17 protein-coding genes and 1 tRNA gene are annotated in these 23,686 nt (G+C 66.0%); 11 read left to right on the top strand and 7 right to left on the bottom strand.

Going from position 1 to position 23,686, the window contains the following annotated elements; all coding sequences use genetic code 11:
• Positions 1-92 precede the first annotated feature (92 nt).
• Positions 93-428: a hypothetical protein gene (locus FHY04_RS04270; protein WP_107933366.1), complete on the top strand. Its 336-nt coding sequence runs from the start codon at positions 93-95 to the stop codon at positions 426-428.
• Between the two features lie 52 nt (positions 429-480).
• Here FHY04_RS04270 and FHY04_RS04265 read toward each other — a convergent pair whose 3' ends face one another.
• Positions 481-1,791, bottom strand: coding sequence for an amidohydrolase family protein (locus tag FHY04_RS04265; protein ID WP_183935530.1), 1,311 nt, complete (start codon positions 1,789-1,791; stop codon positions 481-483).
• Positions 1,792-1,976: 185 nt separating this feature from the next.
• Between FHY04_RS04265 and FHY04_RS04260 the strand changes: the two genes are divergently transcribed.
• Entirely contained in the window at positions 1,977-4,520 is a 2,544-nt protein-coding gene (locus FHY04_RS04260) for a sulfite reductase flavoprotein subunit alpha (RefSeq protein ID WP_183935529.1), read from the top strand.
• A gap of 73 nt (positions 4,521-4,593) precedes the next feature.
• On the opposite strand, the gene FHY04_RS04255 is transcribed toward FHY04_RS04260, so the two are convergent.
• Complete coding sequence (locus FHY04_RS04255; RefSeq protein WP_183935528.1) at positions 4,594-8,043, bottom strand: amidohydrolase family protein; 3,450 nt, start codon at positions 8,041-8,043, stop codon at positions 4,594-4,596.
• Positions 8,044-8,652: 609 nt separating this feature from the next.
• Here FHY04_RS04255 and FHY04_RS04250 point away from each other — a divergent pair.
• Entirely contained in the window at positions 8,653-11,745 is a 3,093-nt protein-coding gene (locus FHY04_RS04250; protein WP_260171318.1) for a TonB-dependent receptor plug domain-containing protein, read from the top strand.
• A gap of 95 nt (positions 11,746-11,840) precedes the next feature.
• Here FHY04_RS04250 and FHY04_RS04245 read toward each other — a convergent pair whose 3' ends face one another.
• Positions 11,841-13,172, bottom strand: a complete 1,332-nt coding sequence (locus FHY04_RS04245) for a hypothetical protein (RefSeq protein ID WP_183935527.1) — start codon at positions 13,170-13,172, stop codon at positions 11,841-11,843.
• A gap of 87 nt (positions 13,173-13,259) precedes the next feature.
• Positions 13,260-13,619, bottom strand: coding sequence for a hypothetical protein (locus FHY04_RS04240; RefSeq protein ID WP_183935526.1), 360 nt, complete (start codon positions 13,617-13,619; stop codon positions 13,260-13,262).
• 472 nt (positions 13,620-14,091) lie between these two features.
• On the opposite strand from FHY04_RS04240, the gene FHY04_RS04235 reads away from it, so the two are divergent.
• The 6 genes from FHY04_RS04235 (at position 14,092) to FHY04_RS04210 (ending at position 18,391) form a co-directional block, all read left to right on the top strand.
• Positions 14,092-15,384, top strand: a complete 1,293-nt coding sequence (locus FHY04_RS04235) for a site-specific integrase (protein ID WP_183935525.1) — start codon at positions 14,092-14,094, stop codon at positions 15,382-15,384.
• A 305-nt stretch (positions 15,385-15,689) separates the two neighbouring features.
• On the top strand, positions 15,690-15,836 hold the full coding sequence (locus FHY04_RS04230; RefSeq protein ID WP_183935524.1) for a hypothetical protein: 147 nt from the start codon (positions 15,690-15,692) through the stop codon (positions 15,834-15,836).
• 273 nt (positions 15,837-16,109) lie between these two features.
• Positions 16,110-16,373, top strand: a complete 264-nt coding sequence (locus FHY04_RS04225; RefSeq protein WP_221211642.1) for a hypothetical protein — start codon at positions 16,110-16,112, stop codon at positions 16,371-16,373.
• A 623-nt stretch (positions 16,374-16,996) separates the two neighbouring features.
• On the top strand, positions 16,997-17,566 hold the full coding sequence (locus tag FHY04_RS04220; protein ID WP_183935522.1) for a hypothetical protein: 570 nt from the start codon (positions 16,997-16,999) through the stop codon (positions 17,564-17,566).
• A 28-nt stretch (positions 17,567-17,594) separates the two neighbouring features.
• Positions 17,595-17,822, top strand: a complete 228-nt coding sequence (locus tag FHY04_RS04215) for a hypothetical protein (RefSeq protein WP_183935521.1) — start codon at positions 17,595-17,597, stop codon at positions 17,820-17,822.
• Entirely contained in the window at positions 17,819-18,391 is a 573-nt protein-coding gene (locus FHY04_RS04210) for a phage tail protein I (RefSeq protein ID WP_183935520.1), read from the top strand. The genes FHY04_RS04215 and FHY04_RS04210 overlap by 4 nt, the downstream gene beginning before the upstream one ends.
• A gap of 118 nt (positions 18,392-18,509) precedes the next feature.
• Here FHY04_RS04210 and FHY04_RS04205 read toward each other — a convergent pair.
• Positions 18,510-18,599, bottom strand: a tRNA-Ser gene (locus FHY04_RS04205).
• Between the two features lie 147 nt (positions 18,600-18,746).
• Here FHY04_RS04205 and FHY04_RS04200 point away from each other — a divergent pair.
• On the top strand, positions 18,747-19,013 hold the full coding sequence (locus tag FHY04_RS04200; protein WP_183935519.1) for a hypothetical protein: 267 nt from the start codon (positions 18,747-18,749) through the stop codon (positions 19,011-19,013).
• 84 nt (positions 19,014-19,097) lie between these two features.
• The gene (locus FHY04_RS04195) at positions 19,098-19,895 is read left to right on the top strand and encodes a glucose 1-dehydrogenase (protein WP_183935518.1); all 798 of its coding nucleotides are present in this window, start codon (positions 19,098-19,100) and stop codon (positions 19,893-19,895) included.
• 45 nt (positions 19,896-19,940) lie between these two features.
• Here FHY04_RS04195 and FHY04_RS04190 read toward each other — a convergent pair whose 3' ends face one another.
• The gene (locus FHY04_RS04190; protein WP_183935517.1) at positions 19,941-21,044 is read right to left on the bottom strand and encodes an NADH:flavin oxidoreductase/NADH oxidase; all 1,104 of its coding nucleotides are present in this window, start codon (positions 21,042-21,044) and stop codon (positions 19,941-19,943) included.
• Between the two features lie 197 nt (positions 21,045-21,241).
• Entirely contained in the window at positions 21,242-23,668 is a 2,427-nt protein-coding gene (locus FHY04_RS04185; RefSeq protein ID WP_183935516.1) for a TonB-dependent receptor, read from the bottom strand.
• Positions 23,669-23,686: the final 18 nt, after the last annotated feature.

Raw genomic sequence — 23,686 nt, 5'->3', positions numbered from 1 at the left:
CGCGCGGCGTGCCGTGGCCAGCGAGCGACGGACTTGCCGTGCCGAGACGCGATCGCGCTTGCCATTCGCGGGCCCGTGCCTACCGTGAGCATATGGAAAATATCGCATCGCCGCTCGATCTGCTCACCTCGCTCAAGATCGCCTTTGTCGAGCGGGACGAGGCCGCAGACGCCTTTGACGTGTTCAAGCAGGACGCGATCATGGCGCATGAACCGTCGCCCGCCGACGCACCGGCGATCAGCAGCGACGACGCCGCCGATGCCGCGGCGGGTGAGGTCGATGCGTTCGACGCCGAGGTCCGTGGGCTGCTGGCCGCTGCGTCGGATGCCGATGTAATTGCCGCCTATCGCGCGACGGAAGGCGAGGTCGGCGACCCCGCCGCCGAAGCGCTGCTCGGCGAGATCCGGCGGCGTCAACTGACCGCCTGAGCCCCTACGGCGGCGGCGCGCTCGCCGCGCAGGGGCCGCCGCCGCGTGACGATCACTTCGCCGCGACCGCCTTCGCCACGACTCCGCGGTGCATGACGAAATCGACCTGCGTGAGCCGGTTCACATCGTCGAGCGGGGACCCCCGCACCGCGATGATGTCTGCCGTCTTGCCGGGCGCGAGGGTGCCGATATCCTCCCGCCCCAGCAGATCCGCCGCGCCGCTCGTCGCCGCGGCGATAGCTTGTGCGGGGGTAAGGCCGTTCTGCACGAGCAGCGCGAATTCGGTCGCATTGTCGCCGTGCTTCGACACGCCGGTATCCGTCCCGAAGGCGACCTTGACGCCGGCCGCATAGGCGCGGCGATGGCTGGCGGCCATTGCCGCGGCGGCGGACTCCGCCTTGACGATGGTGGCCGCGGGCAGGGCGCCGCCGCGTGCCTGGGCGAGTGCCGCGACCGGTGCGATCTCGGTCGGCACGAGATAGGCGCCCCTGGTCTTGAAGAGACGGATTGTCTCGTCGTCGAGAAACGTGCCGTGTTCGATCGAATCGACCCCCGCCTCGAGCGCGGCGCGGGTTCCCTCGGTCGCGTGGCTGTGCGCGGCGACCTTGCGGCCGAGCATGTGCGCGGTGTCGATGATGGCGTGCATCTCGTCCGGGGTCATCGCCCGGCCCAGGCCGCCGCTGACGTTCGACAGCACGCCGCCGGTCGCCGCGAACTTTATGACACGCGCACCGAGCGCAACCTGCGCCCGGACCGCGCGGCGGCAGTCATCGGGCCCGTTGCAGACATTGACCTCGCGACCATGCACCATATCGGCGAATTCCTCGGCGAGGCCGTTGCCGCCATCGCCGTGCCCGCCGGTGACCGAGATCATCTCGCCAGCATTGGTAATGCTCGGCCCTTCGATCGCGCCTGCATCGATCGCGTCACGCAAAGCACGGATACCGCGCGGATCGCCGCCAAGATCGCGGACCGAGGTGAAACCTGCGGCGAGCGTCTGCCGTGCATTGGCGACTGCGGTCATCTCGTCATCGAACCGGTCGCGGGTCATCGCCTCAAGCCGGGCGCGCATCGGGTCGCCGCCGATGCCCCATAGATGGACGTGCATGTCGACCATGCCCGGCATCACGAACGCGGTGCGCAGGTCGACGAGCGTCGCGCCGGCCTCAGGCGCCACGAACCCGTCACGCAGCGCGACGATCTTGCCGTCGCGGACGATGATCGTGGTCGCGCCGCGCGGCGCCTGGCCCGGACGATCGAGCAGCGTGCCGGCCTGGATATAGGTCACAACCGGTGGCGCCGTTTGCGCGTCGGCCGGCATCGCGGTCGCCGCAGCCAGCGCGACCAGTATCGCGGTCTTCATGTATCTCTCCCCTTTGTTGCATGCTTGCCGATCCGCGACGTCCGGGCAAGCGTCGATGCGTGACGACGACCGTCGGCCAACACCTGCCCAAAGCTGCACTTGAGAACCAATAGCAATACGTGATAGTGCGGCATCCGTGATCTGGGGGGCTGAAGGCAGATGATGATCGTTCGAGACTGCGCGCAATGACGCTGCGTCGCGTGCTGTTCCAGATGCACTGGTTTCTGGGAATTACCGCGGGTTTCGTGCTCGCACTGATGGGCGTGACCGGCGCCGCGATGGCGTTCGAGGACGAGATCATGGCGGCGCTCAGCCCGGGCGTGGTGACCCTCGCACCGCTGCCAAGTGGGGCGGGCGATGCGGCAAGGCTGTCGCCCGATGCTCTGGTCCGGGCCGCATCCGCGCAGCGCGGGGGCAAGCGGGTGCAGGACCTGACGATCGCGCGCGATCCCACGCTCGCAGCGCAGGTTCGCTTCGCCGCGAAGAAGGGCCAGCGCGGTGGCGAGCGCAGCTATATCGACCCGCGAACCGGCCGGTTGTTCGGCACCGCCACCGGCGCGGGGGTGTTTCGCACGATCGAGAACCTCCACCGCTGGCTCGCGCTGCCGGGTGGACGCAACGGCATCGGCAGCCAGCTGACCGGCCTGTCCGCGCTGGCGCTCGTCTTCTTCGCGGTGTCGGGGCTGTATCTGCGCTGGCCGCGCCACCCGCGCGACTGGCGGGCGTGGTTCGTGCTCGATCTGCGCAAGACCGGACGCAACCTGTACCGCGCGCTTCATGCGGTGATCGGCGGCTGGGTGCTCGTCTTCTACCTGCTGAGTGCGGCGACCGGCCTCTGGTGGTCCTATGACTGGTATCAGCGGGGTGCGCGGTACATGCTGACCGGTACGACCGAGCGGCCGGAACGTGGCGGGCGCGAGGAGCGCGCGCCGGGAGGCCGTCGCGGCGACCGGGGTGAGGTGGCAGAAGAGTCGCGACCGATCGCCCCGGCCTGGGCGGTGTTCCAGCGTAGCGAGGGTTCGCGTTTCGACCGGGTGACGATCACGGTCCCGCAGGGCGCGGCGCCCGTGACGATGCGGATGGTGCCGATCGGCGCGCGGTCGGACCGGATGACCGACGAGCTCCGCTTCGACGCGCGCAGCGGCGCGCTGACCAAGGCGGAGCGCTATGCCGATCGCGGCGTTGGCGAGACGATCGCGACCAGCATCTATCCGCTCCACACGGGGGCATTCTTCGGTCTGCCCGGGCGGATCGCGCTGTTCCTGACGAGCCTGACGATGCCGCTGTTCACGGTCACCGGCCTGCTGCTGTATCTGGGCCGCCGGCGGACCAAGCGGGCGCTGGCGGCGGTCGCGGTTCCTGCCTCGGCCGACAACGGGGGGGCGGACCGACCCGGCGTGCTGGTCGTCCACGCTTCGCAGACCGGCACCGCCGAGCGTCTCGCACGCCTCAGCGCTGCGGCGTTCCCGGGTGCTGCGATCCGGCCGCTGGCGACGGTGTCGCCGGCCGATCTGCGCGATGCCGGCACCGTCCTGTTCGTCGTGGCCACCTATGGCGAGGGCGATGCGCCGGACACCGCCCGGGCGTTCGAGCGCCGCGTCATGGCCGCGCCGGCTGATCTCGACGGGGTCCGCTACGCGGTGCTGGCGCTGGGCGACCGCGAATATCCCGACTATTGCGCCTTTGGTCAGCGCGTCGACTCGTGGCTGCATGCCAGCGGGGCGCAGCGCCTGTTCGACCGGATCGAGCTCGATGCGGCCGATGCGGACGGCGAACGCCAGTGGCAGCAACAGCTTCACGCGATCGGCGCGGATCCGGCGCAGCCCGACTGGCAGCCGGCGGACTATGCCGCGTGGCCGCTGGTCGCGCGGACATGGCTCAATCCCGACAGCCCGGGCGCGCCGATGTACCGGGTCGAGCTCGGCATCCCCGCGGGCACGTGCTGGGCACCGGGCGCGATCGCCGAGATCGAGCCGCGTCACGATCCGGCCCGCGTCGCGCGGTTCCTGGCCGATTGCGGGATCGTCGATGACGGCCGGGTCGCGGCTGGACTCGCCAAGGCGACGCTGCCCGATCCGGCGACGTTCGATGCCGGGGGGCGGGATCCGTTGGCGCTACCGCCGCTTGCGCACCGAGAATATTCGGTCGCGTCGCTGCCGGAGTCTGGCCGTGTCGAGCTGCTTGTGCGGCAATGTCCCGCAGCCGATGGCGGGCTCGGCATCTGCTCGGGGTGGCTGACGGAAGTGGCGTCTATCGGTGATCCTATCGCCATTCGGCTTCGCGCCAATCCGGGGTTTGCGACACCGATGGATCCGGCGACCCCGCTCGTGCTGATCGGCAACGGCACCGGCCTTGCCGGGCTGATGGCGCATCTTCGTGAGCGGGCGCGGACCGGCGGCGCGCCCGCCTGGCTGCTCTATGGCGAACGCAGCAGCGCGTTTGATCGCCCGCTCGCCGCCGAACTCGATGCGCTGCATGCCGCGGGTACGCTCGAGCGGATCGACCGCGCCTTCTCGCGTGATGCCAGCTGCGGACGCTATGTCCAGGCGCTAGTCGCGGAACAGGCCGCCCGGATGCTCGACTGGGCGAACCGGGGGGCGGCGATCTATGTCTGCGGCAGTCTCGTCGGGATGGCGGGCGCGGTGGATGCCGAACTCCGGATCATCCTCGGCGACGACCGGGTCGAGGCGATGAGCGAGGCCGGGCTGTACCGCCGCGACATCTACTGACCGCCGTCGACCTCAGCGCCGGTTCCGACCGGGGATGTCAGTCGACCCCCAGCGCCGGTCGCGACCGGCGATGTCAGTCGACATCCCCGTGTCCGTGGCCGACGGTGATGCGTGCGCCCGTATCGGCGCCCGCACTGCCGCTCTCCCACCAATAGGCCTGGCGCGTGCGCGTGCCGGTGATCGTCTCGTTCAGCGTCGCGGCATCATAAAGGCGGCCGCCGAGCATGACCTGCGCGACCTTGTCGCTGTTGCGGATGTCGCTTGTCGGGTCGGCGCTCAGCACGACCAGATCGGCGAGCTTGCCGGGTTCGAGCGAACCGACGTCCTTGGCGTATCCCAGCGATCGTGCCGATTCGATCGTACCCGCACGCAGCGCCTCGATTGGGCTGAACCCGCCCCGGACGAAGCTCCACAGCTCCCAATGCGCGCCAAGCCCCGGCTGCTGGCCGTGCGCGCCGATCGCCACGGGCACGCCCTTGACCGCGAGCTTGCGCGCCTCGCGTGCGGTCGCGCCATCGACATAATCCTCCTCGGGCGCGATCTCGCGCCGCGCATTCTGCGCCGCGAGCAGTGCCGGCGGCGCATGGCGGGCGAGCAGCGGATGCCGCCACACGTCGCTATGCGCGCGCCAATAGGGATCGCCCGCCGGTCCACCATAGGCGACCACGAGCGTCGGCGTGTAGCCGACCGTCGTCTGCGACCAGAAATCGACAACGTCCGCATAGAAATGCTCGAGCGGGACGTTGTGCTCGACCGTGGAATTGCCGTCCTGCACCAGGCTCATGTCGAGCGTGAAGAGCGAGCCGCCCTCGGGCACGACTTCCATGCCCTCCGCCTGCGCTGCCGCCACGACCATCTGGCGCTGCTCGCGGCGTGGCTGGTTGTAGTTCTTCACGCTGCGCGCACCCTGCGCCTTGAGGCGACGGACGACGGCGAGCGCGTCCTCATAGGTGTCGATCTGCGCATAGACGTCGGGCGCCTTCGCGCCATAGACGATCTCGCCGGTCGAGAAGGTGCGCGGTGCGAGCAGCATGCCTGCCTGCTGCATCTCGGCCGCCGGGAAGATTTCGGCGGAGCGTGACGACGGATCGTGGATCGTCGTGGTGCCGAGCGCGAGGTTTGCCATCGCCGACCAGTTCTGCTGCGGCACGATCTCGTCCTCGCCCTGCGGACCATGCGCATGCGCGTCGACCAGCCCGGGGATGACCGTCTTGCCCGCCAGGTCGACGGTCTTCGCGCCTGCGGGCACGGCGACCGTGCCGCGTGGCCCGACCGCGACGATGCGGTCGCCGCGGATCAGGATCGTCGCATCGTCGATGATCCCGCCATCGGCCTTCGCCATCGTCACGACGCGTGCGCCGGTCAGCGCCACCGTCGCGTCAGGCTTGGCGGCGGCGATGTCCATCGACAGCGAGGTGCCGGTGCGCGGCGCGACGAACTTCGGCGCGTCCTCACCCTTCGGCGTCGGCACCGCGCGGAAGAGCGCCGCGGTCTCGGCCGTGTAGAGCGTCGGGCCCGCGCTCCAGTGGATCTGCCGGCCGTCGTTCGACCAGTTGATGAAGTCCGCGCCGTCGCCACTGACGCGGGTGACGGGCAGGGGGCCGCCCTTGGCATCGGTCTCGACCGCCTGGCGGCCCGGCATCAGCGGCATCACGAACGCCTCGTAATTCTGACGGAAGGCGACGTAATCGCCCTGTGGTGCGATCTGATAGTCGTTGACCAGTTCACCCGAGGCATGGACGCGGCGGTCCTGTCCGTTGAGATCGGTGCTGATCAGCTGGCGCTTGTCCTTCTCGGTCGCCATCAGGAAGACGCGGTCGTTCGCCGCGCCGAATTGCGGCCCGCTCGCCTCCTTGGCGATCCGCACCGGCGCACCGCCGCTGGCGGCGACGCGGTAGGCCCCGGCGTCGGGATTGCCCCGCGCCGCGGTCAGCCCGCCGCCGGGGCCCTGTTCGAACACGATCGTGCGTGCGTCGGGCGAGAAGCGCGGGCGGCGATAATGGCCGGCGACGGTCGTGACGGTGCGGGGCGAGCCGCCGCCTGCCGCGATCGTTCGGATCTGGCCGAGCCCCGCATCCGTCCAGCCGACGAACACGATCTGGCGGCCGTCGCGCGACCAGCTCGGGAACAGCTCGAATTCGTCCGCGCCGCGTGTCAGCCGCGTCGCGGTGCCGCCCGCAACGGGCTTGGTCCAGAGCTTGCCGAGCGTCTCGAACACGACCGTGCGGCCATCGGGCGACACACTGGCCCAGCGCGGCATCTTCGTCGCGAACCGGTCGGGTGCGACCGCGACCTGCGGATGGACCGCGTCGACGATGACCCGCGTATCGTCGATGCGGAACGGGATCACCGCCGCGCCCGAGCCGTCGGGCGCCACCCGGCGCAGCTTGCCCCCCGCCCAGAAGACGATCGCCGTGTCGCCCGGCGTCCAGGCCATGTCGGGATAGACCCCGGTAACGGCCCAGGTTTCCTGCACGTCGCGGTCGAGCGGGCCATAGATCATGCGTTCGACCCCGGTCGCGAAGTCCTTCACCCATAATTTGGTGACGTTGTTCTCGCGCCGGACAAAGGCAATCCGCTTGCCGTCGCGCGACGGGGTCGGCCGGACCGAGCCGCCGACCCCCGATACCGCGGTGCTGACCTCGCCGCTGTCGACGTCATAGCGTTCGATATCGAACAGGTCGGTGCGCGAATTCTGCGCATATTCAAAGATCGGACCGGGCGAGATGTTGCGCGTGTAGAAGATGCTCTTGCCGTCGGGCGCGTAGATCGGCTCGCCCAGTTCCTTCTGCAGCACCTCGCTCGCGCGCTTGACGAGCTGGACGCCGCCGCCACCCGAGACGTGATAAAGCCAGATCTCGCCCGTGCCGAGCGAGCGGCCGGTCGTGAAATGCTTCTTGGCGGCGATGAACCGGCCGTCCGGGCTCCAGCTCGGCTGGTTGAGCAGGCGGAAATCCTCGTTCGTCACCTGGCGCTTGTCGCTGCCGTCGACGTTCATCACCCAGATGTTGTCGCCGCCGCCGCGGTCCGACGTGAAGGCGATGCGGCGGCCGTCGGGCGAGAAGCGCGGCTGATGCTCGAACGCCAGCCCCTCGGCGATACGTCGCGGCGTGCCGCCAGTGATCGGCATGGTGTAGAGGTCACCGAGCAGGTCGAAGGCGATCAGCCGGCCGTCGGGCGAGACGTCGACGTTCATCCAGCTGCCCTCGTCGACATGCAGGCCGATTTCGCGCGTCTTCAGTCCGCGCGGCTGCATGACGTCCCAGACCGGCGGCTTGGCGGACGATTTCGATGTGGCAGCCGAGGCATTGGCGGGCACGGCGATAGGGACCGGGGCTGCGGCGACGGGCTGGGGCGACGGGTTGGCGTCGGCGCGGGTCGTCGCGGGGGTGGGCGCGGTCGCCTGATTCTCGGGCGCCTGGGTCCGTTCGACGGGCTTGGCGGCGGGTGGCGGCGTGGTCTGTGCGGACAATTCGGTGGCGACGAGGCAGAGTGCGATAGCGGTCAGTGCGCGGTGCTTCATGGTGTAGAGATCCCCCCTTGTGCGGCAGGGTCTAACCGATTGACCGCGATCGTCACTCGCAAATTTCTTTTATCGGGTCGCTTCTCGTCCTGTTGCCGCCGCTCCGCTTTGTACCGGTCTTGGACGTGATCTTCGCCGGTCGCGAGTGGATGGAAGGCGAGAGCACGTCACGCCGGGTCTAGAGCGTCGCGTCGCAAGCAAGTTTCTCCGCCTTGCTTGCGCTTTGGACGCGTTGACCGACGACCGATAGCAATGACCCCAGCGAATACTATTCCATGGCGGACGGAACCGCAACCGAAGCGGAATGGTGCGGCCTGAGGAACGTAAAGTCCTGTCATTGATACCGATTGAGACCGTTACGACATGAAATCCATACCGCGTGTCATTTCTGAAATTATTGGTATTGTTTTGATATTTGGGACGTGACAGCATGTGCCTGTCCGAGGGTCCGGATGGTAATGCCGAACAAGGTCAGCAAGGTCACGGGGCGACAGATCCCGATGAAAGCGCGTCCTGTTGTTCATCGAACGCTTCCGAACAGGGTCGGCGGCAATCGATACGATGCATCACCATCCCTGTGACCCGATCGGCAACATGGGGGGTAATGGAATGGTGCTGTTCAAAGGGTTTCTGACTACGACATGTTGCGTCGCGGCGTTGTTTGCGATGCCGGCTCAGGCGCAGGCCCAGGCGTCGGATACAGGCGCGGCCGATGGTGCGCAGGAAAGCCAGACCGCGATCGGCGATCCCGTCGCCTCCGCCAAGCTCGCCGCAGATGCCGAACGCACCGGCGATCGGCGGGAAGCGTCGGATATCGTCGTGACCGGCACGCGCATCGCGCGGCCGAACAACCGATCCGCCGCACCGATCGTAACGACGACCGCCGCAGAAATCGCGGCACAGGGCGCGACGACGATCGAGGAGGTGCTGAACCGCCTGCCGCAGGTGCAGGTGAACTCGGAACAGAATTTCAGCGATTCCGAAGGTCGCCAGCGCATCAAGCTGCGCAGCCTGGGCTATGAGCGCACGCTGACGCTGATCGACGGCCTCCGCATGGGCCTGGCCAACACGGTCGATGTCGGCATCATCCCGAACGCACTGGTCGAGCGGATCGACGTGCTCACCGGCGGTGCCTCGTCCGTCTATGGATCCGACGCGGTGTCGGGCGTCGTCAACTTCGTGCTGAAGAAGAACTTCGAAGGCATCCGGCTCGACGCGAACTACAGCTTCTATAACCACGACAATGGCAGCAACGCCGTCACCGACGCGGCAGGTCGCGCAGGTTTCGCTGCCAAGCGCGGAATGACCAATGACGGTGGTCGTTCGGATGTCAGCCTGGCGGCGGGTACCAATCTGTTCAACGACCGGGTGAACCTCACCGGGTTCATCAATTACCGGCAGTCCGACCCGATCGAGCTGGTCGATCGCTCCTATTCGGTTTGCGAGGCGGTCCAGCCGACCAACACCTCGCCGCTCGGCTGTTCGCGTGCGAGCTTCACGCCCGCCGGTACGATCATTCCGCAGTCGGGCCCGCGCGCCGGGCAGATCCTGGTCAACAATCCCAACGGGAACGGGACCTTCATTCCGATCAACAGCGGGCCGCAGGGCTCGTCTGCCAACCCCTATGACAATTGGGCGGTCCAGCGCGCGTTCAACCGCGTCAACCTTGGCGGTTTCCTCACCGCCAAGATCACCGATGACATCGAGCTGTACGGCAACGGGCTGTTCTACCGCGACAAGTCCTACAACACCCAGCTCAACCGCACCTTCAACTTCGGTGCGTACGGCTCGGACCCGTTCCGCGTGAATTGCGACAACGCGTTCCTGTCGTCCTCGCAGGCACAGGATCTGTGCGGCGCCAACGCCGGTGTTGCCGGACAATATGCGCCGATCGACGTCCGCTATCGCTTCGACGGGCTGCCACTGGTGCGGCAGCGCTTCACCAATGAGGGCTATCGTATTGTCGCAGGGCTGCGCGGGCGCGGCTTTGACGACGTATGGTCCTACGATGTCGCGGGCATGATCTCTCGCGCGCGCCTCGACACCATCGACGTGCCGTTCGCGCGCTTCGAGAACATCAATCGCTCGCTCGACGTCGTCCGGGTGAACGGCACACCGACCTGTCGTGCGGTCGTCAACGGGACCGATCCGTCCTGCGTGCCGTTCAACGCGTTCGCGCCGTTCAACCAGGATACGGCGCTCAACCAGTATCTCTACGGTGGCGCGACCGGCGGGATCAGCACGCGCATCCCGCGCCTGTTGCAGTTCGTCGGCACCGTCAGCGGCGATCTGGGCCGATACGGCATTACCTCGCCGCTCGCGGATCAGGGCATCGCGATCGCGCTAGGCGCGGAATATCGCGAGGAGATGGAACGCACGATCGTCAACGAGATCTTCCAGCAGAATAACGGCGGCGAGAACCAGCGCTTCACGCAAAGCATCCTCGAAGCCAATGCCGAGGTCCAGGCACCGCTGATCGAACATCGCCGGTTCGCCGAGCTGCTGCAGGTCAACGCCGGCTACCGCGTGTCGCAGTACAACCGGCTCGACGGCAAGTTCGATACCTGGAAGGTCGAGGGGCTCTGGTCGCCGGTGGCGGACATCACGCTGCGCGCCTCCTACAACAAGTCCCAAGCCGCACCGGGCGTCAGCACCGCGCAGGGTGCCGCCAACATCTTCTGGAACCAGGGTTTCTATGCCGATCCCTGTGCGCCGCGGATCGATCCGTCGAACCCCAACGGCGCGCGACTGGCGCCGTCCGCGACGCTGCAGCAATGCCGCAACACCGGCCTCGCCGACAATCTCTATGGCAGTGCCTCGCTGATCTGCCCTGACGATCGGTGCACCGTGCGCGAGGGCGGATTCAACCTGACGCCCGAAAGCGCCTTTACCAAGACGTTCGGCGTCGTGCTGCGCCCACGCTTCATACCCGGCCTGACGGTGTCGATCGACCGCTGGCTGATCGATCTGAAGGACCAGCTCGACTTCCTCCAGCCGCAGAACATCATCGGCGAGTGCCTGGCCACCGGGAACGAATATTTCTGCCGCGGCATCGTCCGCAATCCCGGCACCGGCACGCTGTCCAGTTCGCCTGCGACCAGTCCGTCGACGGGTTGGGTGGCTCGTGGCTCGGCCAATGGCTACAAGTCGCAGTCGCATGGCTGGGATTTCCAGGGGCAGTATAATGTCGGTCTGGGCGGCGTCGGCCGGCTCGACATGAGCTTCAACGGGACGCTGATGACCCGCGTCGGCTCGCAATCGTCGCCAACGATCGAACCGCGCAACTGCGTGGGATATTTCGGCAATCTCTGCGGCGAGAGCATGCCGCGCTGGAAGCACCAGCTCCGCACCACCTGGACCGCGCCCGACAGCACGACCAGCCTGTCGGTCAACTGGCGCCACCGCGGCGCGATGCCGCTCGATATCTATGCGCCCGAGGACACCGGTATCCCCGCCCAGGACGCGAGCGCTCGGCGCGATCAATACCCGGGTGTCGGTTCGTACAACTGGATCGACGTGGCGCTCAGCTTCGACATCAACAAGCAGATGACGTTCCGGCTGGCTGCCAACAACATCTTCGACCGCGATCCGCCGCTCATTCCGGACAGCCGTTCGCGGATCGGGCTGCTGCGCGGCAATACCGTGATGGGGTATGACCTGCTCGGCCGGCAGCTCGTGGCAGGTGTCTCGCTGCGGCTGTAACGCGACCGACTGATGTGATCGCCGGGGTCCGGATCGGGATCCCGGCGATTTTTCAAAATGCGCTACGGTCTGCGAACGCCGGATTTTAGCAGCCGCTAACGCCCCGGCTCCGTCGCCCCCGCCGACGACAGCAAAGCGGCGGCGACGGGCTGTTCCGGCGTTGAGAACGCCCCTTTGGCGACCGGCAGCAGCATTTTGCGCGCTTCACTCCGAAGGTCGCGCGCGATCAGCTCCTCACCGAGTTTCAGTCTCGGACCGGGCGCGGCGGGCGCAGACTGAACGATCTTGTACAGCCCCTCTACCGCGACATCCGGGGCCTGCTCGCCCGCCGTCGCAAAGCTGTCGTGGTACGCGATCAGCGCAAGGCTGCTCTCTGGGTCCAGGCGGTTGGCCTTGACGATGAAGCGTCTCGCGTCCGCAAGCCGCTGCCGACGTTCGACGGCGGGAGCGCGCACGGTCAGCTGCGTCAGCGCCGTGCCTTTCCACACCAGCGCGCGTGTTTCCGTCGGTGACTGTGCAATCGCCCTCTCAGCGGCATCAAGACAGGCTTCGGGATTGCCGGTGCGGCATTCGGCTTCGGCCAGGAGCAGATGGTTTTCGGTCAGGGCGGGGAAGCGGGTCGCGTTGTCGCGAAGCCGGTCGAGCCACGCGGAGCGCCGCGCGAGCGCCTTCTCACGGTCGGGGCCGGCGTCGGGCACCTCGATCCGCGCGCCGAGTTCAAGCCGTCCACGGATCAGCCCGGCCTCCGCCCGGGTCAGACGGCGGATGCTGGGTCCCGGCGCGCGATCGGCCGGAAAGGTCATCCGCTCGGCCGGCAATTTGCGGCCTCGGTACGCGGTCACGGCCCTCTGAAACTGGCTCGCGTCGCCAAGGGCGCGCTCGGCGGTCTGCAAGTCGTCACCACGTGCCAGGGCGTTCAGATAGCCGTGAAGCCGTGGCTTCCACTCCTCGGAGAAATACAGAAGGTGGACCAGCCGCCATGCGTGATAGGGCGTCCAGGCCCGACCCTTGCCCGAGAGATAGCGCCCATCGAGGATGTGCGTGACCGGATACAGACCGTAATGATGCATGACCTTCGCGTAGCCAGGCGGAAGGTGGCCATATTCGACGTAGTCGGCGCCGGCTTCCATCGTCGCGAACAATTCTCCGAACCCCTGAAGATACCAGCGCGGATACGCTGCCGGAAAATAGGTCATCAGGTAGTTCTGGGCGAAGGCGGCATAAACCCTGGATTCCGCCCATTGGCAAAAGGCAATCTCGTTCACTGGAAGCTGTTCGAGAATCTGGTTCACGTCGTACGTCGGCTGTCCGGTCGCCGTCACCCTGGGGCTTATGTAGTAATCAACGATTGGAGGGTTTCGGTCCTGCTCGCGCGTACAATTGCGGCTCGTCTTGCGGCCGACGGAGGGCTGAAGAATCAGGTTCACGCCCTCCTCGGTCGTTGCGAGCACCGACCCTTCATCACGCGGATCATAGTAGATCGTCTTTTCGAACGCCTGCGGGAAGGGACCATATTACCAGCGCAGGTCGGTCAGTCGAAGCTGTTCGAACGCCGCGACATCGCCGATCATCGTCACGGCGATCTTGATCGTCTCGTCAGGCTGATCCACCCGGCCATGCAGGACCGAGAGCAGGAAGTGCAGCTTTTCAAGATTGTGCGCGGTGCGCCGCAATGCCGTTTCGTTGCCCTGACTGAACACAACGACGTGCGGCGTTTCCGCCATTCGCCACTCGCTCATCTCCACCTTGGATTCGCGGCTTCGGTTGCCCGTGACGACGATGGTCGAGTCGCCATTCTTAACCGGTGCTGCAAGCTGCGCCTGCGCCGGGAGGCTGACGGCTACACCCAGGATGAAGAGCAACCACCGCTTCATTTGTCTGAAGCCCCGCATTACCTTAAAGCATTCGGATGTGCACTAAGCGCCTGACCGAACCCTAAATCAAGTCATTCCAAGACCAGGGTACCGGTACAGACGATCTTCAGGCACCGTCTGTAAAAATGTCTGCTTCTCACCCCATTCTGGACCTTCGGGATCACGCGGTGCCCCGAAAGTGGCTCCGATTTGATTGGGCTGTTTATGAACCGATCGGGGTCTCCGGGGATGCGAACACGCCGGAAACGGGACTTGGGCGTCGTTAGGTGCCCGTGTGAGGCAAGCTGAGACGATGCTTTGGCGGAAGAGGTGTCCGCCATACCGCAGTCTCGCCTAGTATCATTCGGTATCGTTGTGGCGTTTAAACGCCCTGTTTTCAGCCACTTTCTGCATTTATTGGTAAAGCTACGTATCTTGACGGATCGCCAAAGCTCGCGCTTTATGTGGGCCGCAATGTGGTGGAAGACTTATTATGCCGAAGCGCGTCAAGGAACTGACTGCACGTGAAGTGGATCGGTTGAAGGCTGTAGGCGACGGCAACCGCCGCGTGATGGTTGGCCCGGCCGACTGCGCAGGATTACATATTCGCCTAGAGGGCGGCGCCAAGCACTGGGCAATCCGCATCAAAGTTGGCGAGCAACGCCGCGACATCGGCTTAGGCACTTACAACGGGAAGATTGGCGTTACGGACGAGGCAGCGGCACGTCTGGATGGCATGTCGCTGGCAGAGGCACGCGCCAAGGCCAGGGATGTGCGCTACGCCGTCCGCGTCGGTAGCATGACGACAACGCCCACCGCGGAGCGGAAGGCCATCGTAGCATCGGCTTCGGCTGCCGCCTCGCAAGTCAAAACGTTCAAGGAATGCACCGCCCTCTGTCTGGCGGACAAATCTGGCGAATGGAAAAACGCCAAGCACGAGAAACAGTGGGCCGCTACGCTCGAAACTTATGCTTTCCCGGTGATCGGCTCACTGCCCATTTCTGGGATAGACCGCGGGTTGGTGCTGGACGTGTTGCGCCCGATTTGGGCAACCAAGAGCGAAACCGCAGGACGGGTGCGCGGCCGTATGGAAACCGTGTTAGCCTGGGCAAAGGTTAACGGCTATCGTGACGGCGAGAACCCGGCGGCCTGGAAGGGCAACCTAGAGCATTCGCTGGCGAAGCGTCAAAAGCTGACGCGCGGGCACCACGCTGCTTTGCCTTATCCAGCTGCACCAGCATTCATGGCCGCACTTGCGAAGCGCGAGGGCCTATCAGCGCGAGCGCTTGAATTCGCTATCTTGACTGCCGCCCGGTCTGGGGAGGTCCGCGGAGCGACGTGGGACGAGATCAACATGGGCGCGAAGTTATGGACCGTGCCTGCGCAGCGGATGAAAGCCGGGCGTGAGCATGTGGTGCCGTTGTCCAATGATGCGATGACGCTGATCGCTGCCCTTCCGCGCGTCGATGGTTCGCCGCTCTTGTTTCCTGCGCCGCGCGGCGGGGCGCTGTCCGATATGTCGCTAACAGCCGTATTGAAGCGGATGGGCTTGGCTGATCTGACCCAGCATGGTTTCCGTTCCACGTTCCGCGACTGGGCTGGAGAGACGACGGCGCACCCGCGTGAGGTGATCGAACACGCGCTGGCGCACCAGCTGAAGGACAAAGCGGAAGCCGCCTACCAACGGGGATCGCTGCTGACGAAGCGGCAGGCGCTGATGGCTGACTGGGCTAGCTATTTGTCTGCCGCCATGAATTCCAATGCGGAAGAGACATCGGGCGCCTAATTCGGAAAACCCACAAGAGGAAACCCGAGTCCTACCCGATGCAAAGCGGTGTCGTTCCACATTAGACTTACGGGATCGACACCAAATGACCACTTCGCAAATCATCCGCCTACCCGCCGTTCTGGATAGACAGGACGCCACTCGCGCCAGTCGCGCCGGTCGCAGCAACGGCAAAATTGAGCTGCCCTGCCGACAAAGCAGACATTCCAACAACGACTTTCCAACCGGCAGACGCATTCCCTGCAATCACCAAACGTCCATCGTTCGGCGTCACAGATGGTGTGACACCAGATGGGACGTTGGCGATGTTCGATACCAAGGTGCCGGCTGCTGCGTTCGCCGCGATTGAGGGAGTTGTCGGCGAGAGGGAGAGGACCGGTGCCGCAGCCGATACAGTGCGCGTCAAAACCGACGACGAAGCACTGCCGCCCGTGCCCGTCGCAAACTCCTGATACGTCAAAGTGCCAGCTGAAGCGGGGGCTGCGGTTAGCCCTGTGCTGATAGTCGAGCCGTTGAGCGCCCAGGCACGGGACGTGATCAAGCCATTGCTTACAGCGCCTGCCGTTGCGGTGTAGGTCGTCGTCCCAGCCGTGCCAGTAGAAGGGCTGACCGTTGGCTGCAAGGTGAAAGCGGGCGCTGGCGCGGCTGCGGTGGCTACGGTCACCTGCTGCACAGTCGACGGCGTGGTGCCACCTGATCCGGTTGCCGTCTCTTGGTATGTCAAGGTGCCTGACGATGCCGGAGACGCCGTCAGGCCGGTGCTGATCACCGTTCCGTTGATGGTCCACGACCGCGCCGTGACCGACCCATTGCTGACGTTGCCCGCGGTCGCCGCGAAGGTCGTGGTGCCTGCGGTGCCGGTGTTCGGGCTGATGCTCGGCTGCGAAGTGAAGGACGGCGCCGGCGTCGGGGTGACGGTCGCCGCGGTTAAGCCGGTAGTGCCGGCGGACATGACCGCTACGCTGCGCGAACTCGACAGGCAGGATTAACGGCCCGCCCAGACCGGGTGGGGGCGGGCGGGCCGACCGGAGAACGTTGGGCGCGCTCCGGCGCGTAAAGAACGGACAACTTCCCCGATCGCCGCACCGCGCGGCAAAGAAATATTGCAACGACCGGCAAGGCGTAACGGCCCGCCTGCGAACGCAAAAGGGATTAGCGCGAGGCGGGCCGGTCGACACGTTTGTACACGCACCGACGTAACCCGAACTGCCCACCGCCCACTTCGACCCCAGTTGGAAGGAAATAATCATGCCGACGGCATCAGAGCCGGCGCGGCTTCGCCATGTCTGGGCACTTCTACGCAATCGTGAGACGGGTCCAGCGTAAGTCAGTCACACCGTCGCGCCGTACTCCCTGCTCGTCGTAGCTGGGGCGGCATTGTGACGAGCAGGGAACCCTACACGGGGAGGCAGAGCCTCGGCTGTCTAATCACACACCATAATCGAAGCTTAGTTAACATAGCTAAAGCTTAGTCCACGGCTTGTTCGAAGCCGCTGCGCGATCGCGAGGTGGAGCGACCGGGATGCGAGCAGAATCGCCCCCGCTCTCACTCACAATCGATTCTCGAATACTTCAGACGGAGAATTACGATGACGATGGCATCAACGCCGGCGTGGCTTTTGGCTGCGCGGGCAGCACGCTGTCGCTGTCGATTGAAGGGTTCAGCGAGGCAGCGACCCCTGCTCCGCTGACGATCCCTTGGGAGAATGTCAGCGGCACGAAGCCGACCGAGAACGCCGACAACACCGGCGAGAACACGTCGAAGGACACGGGTGCGGTTGCTGGGGTGCCGGCGACGCAGGTCATTGCTGACGCGGCCTCGGTAAAGCAGCGATCGGACACCACCGACTATGTCGGCCGGGATAGCGCTACAAACGCTCGCGTCGACCAGACGGCGGGCGCGATGAGCGAGGGTGATCGCGCCCTCGGCATCCGGGTTGACGGTGTCGCTGCCAGCCTGGCGACCACGGACAGCGCCGTGCGTGCCGAGATCGGCCGGGTCGAGCGTACATCGGTCGATCGGGATACGGCGCTAGGGCAGCGCAGCGACACGATCACGGCATCGCTTAACGATGCGCGCGGCCGCCTGTCGACGGTTGAAACGGCGGTGACCGATGGCCGGTTTGCGGCTGCGCAGCGCGTATCGAACCTCGAAGCTCGACGATGGAGATTACTGAACTGAAACGCGCAGCCGTCTGAAGGGATGGGTCATGGAATATTGGATCGTTTACGACCTCGCATCTGGCGCCGAGCGCTGGCGCGGAAGCGGCGTTACGGGGGCGGCAGCTGGGCAGGTCTTACCCGACGGACTTGGGATCGTGCTCGTCCCTTCGGCGGCACTCGGAGGCGAAACACTCGATCTTGACGTGTTGCGCGATACCGCGGCCGCCAGCATCGATATGCAGGCTGAGGCTATCCGGAGCATCGTGCGGGTATGAGCGATCTGTTACCGATCAACGCCACTGACCAGGAGCGCGGCCTAAGCAACGCTGCGGCGCGCGTTGGCAACGTGCCCACCCCGCTGCGGGACGTATGGAACCCTGACACCTGCCCGGCTGAACTGCTGGCATGGTTGGCCTGGGCGTTGAGCGTGGACCAATGGGATAGCGGCTGGACCGAAGCCCAGCAGCGCGAGTTCATCAAGCGCAGCGTGGAAATCCACCGCTATAAGGGCACAATTGGCGCCGTGCAGGATGCCCTGGGCGCCCTGGGCGTTCAGGCCGCAGTGCAGGAGTGGTTCAATCAGGCGCCGCCCGGCGATCCTTACACGTTCCGCGTGCTGCTGCAGGCGGACCAGGTGGGCGTCACCGAGGCGGCTGCCACCGCACTATTTTCCGTGGTCGAGCGCACGAAGAACTTGCGTTCGCACCTAACCGAAGTCGAACTATCCATAAAGTCTTCGGCTGGGCCTTCGATGGTAGCTGCCGCGGGCATGGGTAACGAAATCACGCTGACGAACTTTCAATGGTCCGTCATCGTGCTGAATGAATACGCGATGGTGATTTAACCGGACAAGCGGCCTAACTTCGATAGGCCAAGCGTAGCCAAGGCGGCATTCTTATGTTGGCCCCCATGTGGGCCGTAGCGCGCAACACCGAATAAAACCCAACGATTACAGTACGGTTTGGCGGAAGAGGTGGGATTCGAACCCACGGTAGAGTTACCCCTACGCTGGTTTTCAAGACCAGTTCCTTAAACCACTCGGACACTCTTCCGCACCGCATCCGCGCCGCCGCAATGGCGGAGGGGCGTGTGCGACCGGCATCTAGGTCGGGGTGGACCGTTGCGCAACTCTTTCGCACGGAGGGGGCGGCCGTTCGACATGACTTGCCACGATCGCCCGGCTCGGGCAGCGCTGCGTCATGGATCTCGACGCGATGCTCACCCATTATTTCGGCACGACCGATCTCGATACGCTGGATACGATCGCGATCGATGACGGTCTCGAGCGCGTCCGGATCGCGTTCGGGACCGAGCGCGAGACCGGCCGGCGGTTTGCGCTGTGGGCCGTGCTGGCGACTCTCGGCGATGCGCCCGACCCGCGTGACGCGTTCAAGACCGCGGCCGAGCAACAGGCGGCGCAGGCCTATGTGCGCGCACTGCGGACGGCGGACACGCCGGACGACTAGCCGCCCCGTGGGGGCAGACGGATAGCTTTGGCAAGGCGGGCGTTGGGGACGCAACTCCCTTACAGTCTAGCGAAAGCGAGCCTCATGCACATCGATCTCTCCGGACAGACCGCCATCGTCACCGGTGCGAGTTCCGGCCTCGGACGCGCCGCCGCGCTGCTCTTCGCGCAGGCCGGCGCGCGCGTCGCGGTCAATTACAACAGCAATCGCGAGGCGGCGGACGACGTGGTCGCGCGGATCGTTGCAGGCGGCGGCGAGGCGTTCGCCTGTCAGGCCGATACCGCGGACGAGGATGCGGTCCTTCGGCTGTTCGATGAGACCGTGTCGCGGTTCGGCGGCGTCGATGTCGTGTTCGCCAATGCCGGCATGCAGAAGGATGCGGGCTATGCGGACATGACTCTGGCCGACTGGAGTCGCGTCATCGACGTCAACCTGACGGGCCAGTTCCTCGTTTCGCGCGAGGCGGTACGCCGCTTCCGCGCGCAGGGTGATCGCGGCTTTGGCCGGGCGATCGGCAAGATCCTGTTCATGAGTTCGGTGCACGAGACGATCCCCTGGGCGGGGCATGCGAACTATGCGGCGTCGAAGGGCGGCAGCGGGATGCTGATGCGCACGCTGGCGCAGGAGGTCGCGCAGGAGCGGATCCGGGTCAATGCGCTGGCGCCCGGCGCGATCGCGACCGACATCAACGCCGATGCGACCAAGGGCGATGCCGCCGACGCGCTGCTTGAGCTCATCCCCTATGGACGGATCGGCGAGCCCGACGACGTCGCGCGTGCGGCGCTGTTCCTGGTGTCCGACGCCGCGGACTATATCATCGGATCGACGCTGACCGTCGACGGCGGGATGAGTCTGTATCCCGGTTTCCGCGACAACGGCTGACCGCGCTGGAGACATTGCCGCGACCCGCGAGGGTCGCGGCTCGTGTCAGGCCTGGAACAGGTCCTTGTACTGGCGCGGCTGTGAGCGGAGATACTGGTTGGGCGCCTTCACATGGCCGCCGAGATGTGCGGCGGCGTGCCACGGCCAGCGTGGATCGTAGAGAAGGGTCCGGGCGAGCGCGACGAGATCGGCGTCACCGGTCCCGATGATCGCCTCGGCCTGTTCATAGTCGGTGATCAGCCCGACCGCGACGACGGGGATCCCGACCGCCTGCTTGACCTGACGCGCCAGCGGGACCTGATAGCTCGGGCCGACCGGGATCTGCTGGTCCGGGCTGAGGCCCCCGCTCGAGACGTGGATCGCGTCGCACCCGCGAGCCTCGAGCGCCTTGGCGAAGGCGACGGTCTGTTCGCCGTCCCAGCCACCCTCGACCCAGTCGGTGCCCGATACGCGCATCGTCACCGGGCGATCCGCCGGGAAGGCGGCGCGGACCGCGTCGTACACTTCGAGCGGGAAGCGCATCCGGTTCTCGAGGCTGCCGCCATAGTCGTCGTCGCGGTGGTTCGCCAAGGGCGAGAGGAACTGGTGGAGGAGGTAGCCGTGCGCGGCGTGCAGCTGGATCGCATCGATCCCGAGCCGTGCCGCGCGCGTCGCCGCGGCGGCAAACGCGTCGCGCAGTCGCGCCAGCCCCTCGCGATCGAGCGCCGTCGGCGGCGTATCGTCGGGCAGGAAAGCGGCCGGGGAGGGGGCTTCGGTCTTCCATCCCTTGTCGGCGCTCGGCGCGATCTGCCCGCCGCCCTTCCATGGGACTTCGCACGACGCCTTGCGTCCGGCATGCGACAGCTGGATGCCGATCGGCATGTCCGACCAGCGGCGCACGCTGTCGAGCGTCCGCGCGATCGCCGCCTCGCTCGCATCGTCATACAGCCCGACATCGCCGTAGGTGATCCGCCCCTCGGGCGTCACCGCGGCGGCTTCGAGCATCATCAGGGCCGCGCCCGACAGCGCGAGATGCCCGAGATGGATCAGGTGCCAGTCGGTCATGCAACCGTCGACCGCCGAATATTGGCACATCGGCGCGATGACGATCCGGTTGACGAGATCGAGCTTGCCGACCTTGAACGGCGTGAAGAGCTGCGGACCGCTCATGCGGCGACCGCCGGAACGATAGAAGTGGCGCGCATCGTGAGAACCTCATGCGATGGGGAATGCGCCTCAACGCACGGGGCCGGGTTAGGAGCCAGTAGACAAATGCCGAACCTGCCCCGTCCTCCGACCTATCGGCCTCCGCAGATGGTCCCCGCCGTCCCGGCGCGTGCCGGAACGACAGGGTGGGACAGGGCTGTTTAGAACTTGGCGCCGAGCTCGACGCCGTAGAAGCGCGGTTCGCCGGCGATATAGGTCGGGATGCCAAACCCGCCGCCCGTGTTGCCCGCGTCGATCAGGTAGCGCTTGTTGGTCAGGTTGCGCGCAAAGCCGCCGACGCGGTAGCGCCCGTCCGCGAGCTCGATACCCGCACGCAGGTTGACCAGCGTATAGCCGCGCTGGCTGATTGCGGCGCTGTTGGGCAGTTCGAAGAACACCTTCGACCGGTAGTTGGCGCTGGGCGTCGCATAGAAGACCGCGCCGCCGAGCGGGAGGCGGAGCGTCGCGCCGCCCGATGCCGTGGTGCTCGGCTGGAGGCGGAAGCGGTTGCCGGCAAAGGTGCCTGCAGGCTGGTCCGCGATCCCGCCGTCGAGATAGGCGAAGGTCCCGAACACCGACAGATACTGGCCAAGCGCCAGATTGCCCTCGAGCTCGACGCCGACATTCTTTGCCGAGCCCGCGCTGCGCGTGACCGCAACGACCGCACCATTGGCGGGATTGACCTCGTTCACCGAGACCTGGAACCCGTCATAGGTCTGATAGAAGACCGATGCCGCGCCGGTGAACGGACCGACGCGCCCCTTGATCCCGCCTTCGTAGTTCCAGACATTTTCCTCAGGCACGATCTGAAGATTGGGGCGTACGCCGTTGACGGCGTTGAGTGCCGCCAGCTGGACGACCGGCGAGCGCCGGCCCTTGCTGATCGTGCCGTAGAGGCTGACATCGTCGTCGAGCTTCAACAGCGCGTTGAACCGCGGAAGGATCGCGGCGAAGCTCTGGTCCGCCTCGAACTTCACGCCATTGGTGTTCGCGGTCCCGAGCAGGCTGGTGCGGACGCCCAGCGCGGCGAGAATCTGCGAATTGGGCTGGATCGAGGAATAGCCCGACTGCCGATCCTCGATCAGGATGCGTGCGCCAGCGGTCAGCTCGAGCGCCGGGATCGGGATATAGGTCGCGTCGGCGAACACGGAATAGGTGTCATTGTTGCCGTAATTGGTGAACTCGGACGAATAGGGGATCTGCGTCGCGCGGCCGCCTGTCAGGATCGCGGTGGCGCGGGTCGCCGCGGGGATCGTGCCGTTGGCGGCGACACAGCCCGGGCCGGTCGGGATGCCGGCACCGTTCAGCGCAGTGCGGAACGGCTGATAGGCCGCAGCGATCGAGCAAGCGATATAGGTGCCCTCCTCGGTCGAGAAGGGGACGCGCTGCGACCCGTTTTCGAAGAAGGCGTTCCACCCGAAGGAAGCGCGATATTTCGGGCCGTCGAACGCGAAGCGGCTCTCATGGCTCCACTGGTCGCCCTTCGCATCCTCGGCGAATTCGAGATACCAGGCCGGGCCGCCATCCGCGTCGAATATTTCGAGCGCGTCGAAGCGGCGATAGCCGTTGACGGTGGTGAAGGTGATGCCGGGCGACAGATCGACCGACACCGTCAGATTGGCGTCATAGACGTTGCGGTCGAGCCCGAGCTTGCGCGCACCGAGCGCCTCGGCGCTGAACGGCGAACCCGAGAGCTCGGCATTGCCGTAATCGCCGGTCTGGCCGCCGGTCGGGGCATGCGCGCGGCTCTTGAACGCGGTGCCGGGATTGCGCTGGCCATCATAGGTCAGGACGAGGTCTGCGGTGACCGCGTCGTTCGGCTGGAAGCGCAACGAGCCGCGAATGCCGCGCTGGTCCTGCCCGTTCAGATCGTCCTGATCGACCTTGCCCTGGTTCTGGTTGGGGATGTTCGCATCGCCCGCGATGTTGCGGACATAGCCGTCGCGATATTTAGAGGCGAAGGCGAGGCGCCCCGACAGCACGTCGTTGCCGGCGTTGATAAAGCCCGACACCTGCGTCCTGTTGTAATTGCCATAGGAACCGGTGATCGCGCCCGAGGTGCCGGGCTGCGGCTTGGCGGAGATGAGGTTGATCGCACCGACCGCGGCGGCGGTGCCGAACAGCGTCGCCTGCGGGCCCTTAACGACCTCGATCCGCTCGAGATCATAGAGATCCTGATAGGCGCCGCGCGAGCGGCTGATGTCGACGCCGTTATAGTAGAGCGTCACGCGCGCACCCTGCTGCGACGAGCCATTGTCCGATGTGATGCCGCGGATCACGAAGCCGGGGTTGTTCGCGCTCTGCTCCTGGATCTGCAAGCCGGGAATATAGGCGGCGACTTCGGACAGCGAGTTGACGCCGATATCCGCCATCTTCGCGCCGGTCAGCGCGGTGACGGTCAGCGGCACGTCCTCGATCCGCTGCTCGCGCTTCTGCGCGGTGACGACGATGTCGTCGCCGTTTGTCACGCTGGCGCGGGCGGCCGGGCCGGTCGCCGGATCGGGCGCGACGATCGCCTGGGCAAGCGCACCCGTCGAACAGGATGCAGCAAGCGCGGCCAGAGCCAGGCGCGTAGAAATGGTCGTCATGAAGTCCCCCGATTGTCA

Origin of the sequence: Sphingomonas sp. BK481, from assembly GCF_014194875.1 — a bacterium.
Taxonomy (GTDB): Bacteria; Pseudomonadota; Alphaproteobacteria; order Sphingomonadales; family Sphingomonadaceae; genus Sphingomonas; species Sphingomonas aerolata.
This window is presented reverse-complemented; position numbering and strand designations above follow the sequence as displayed.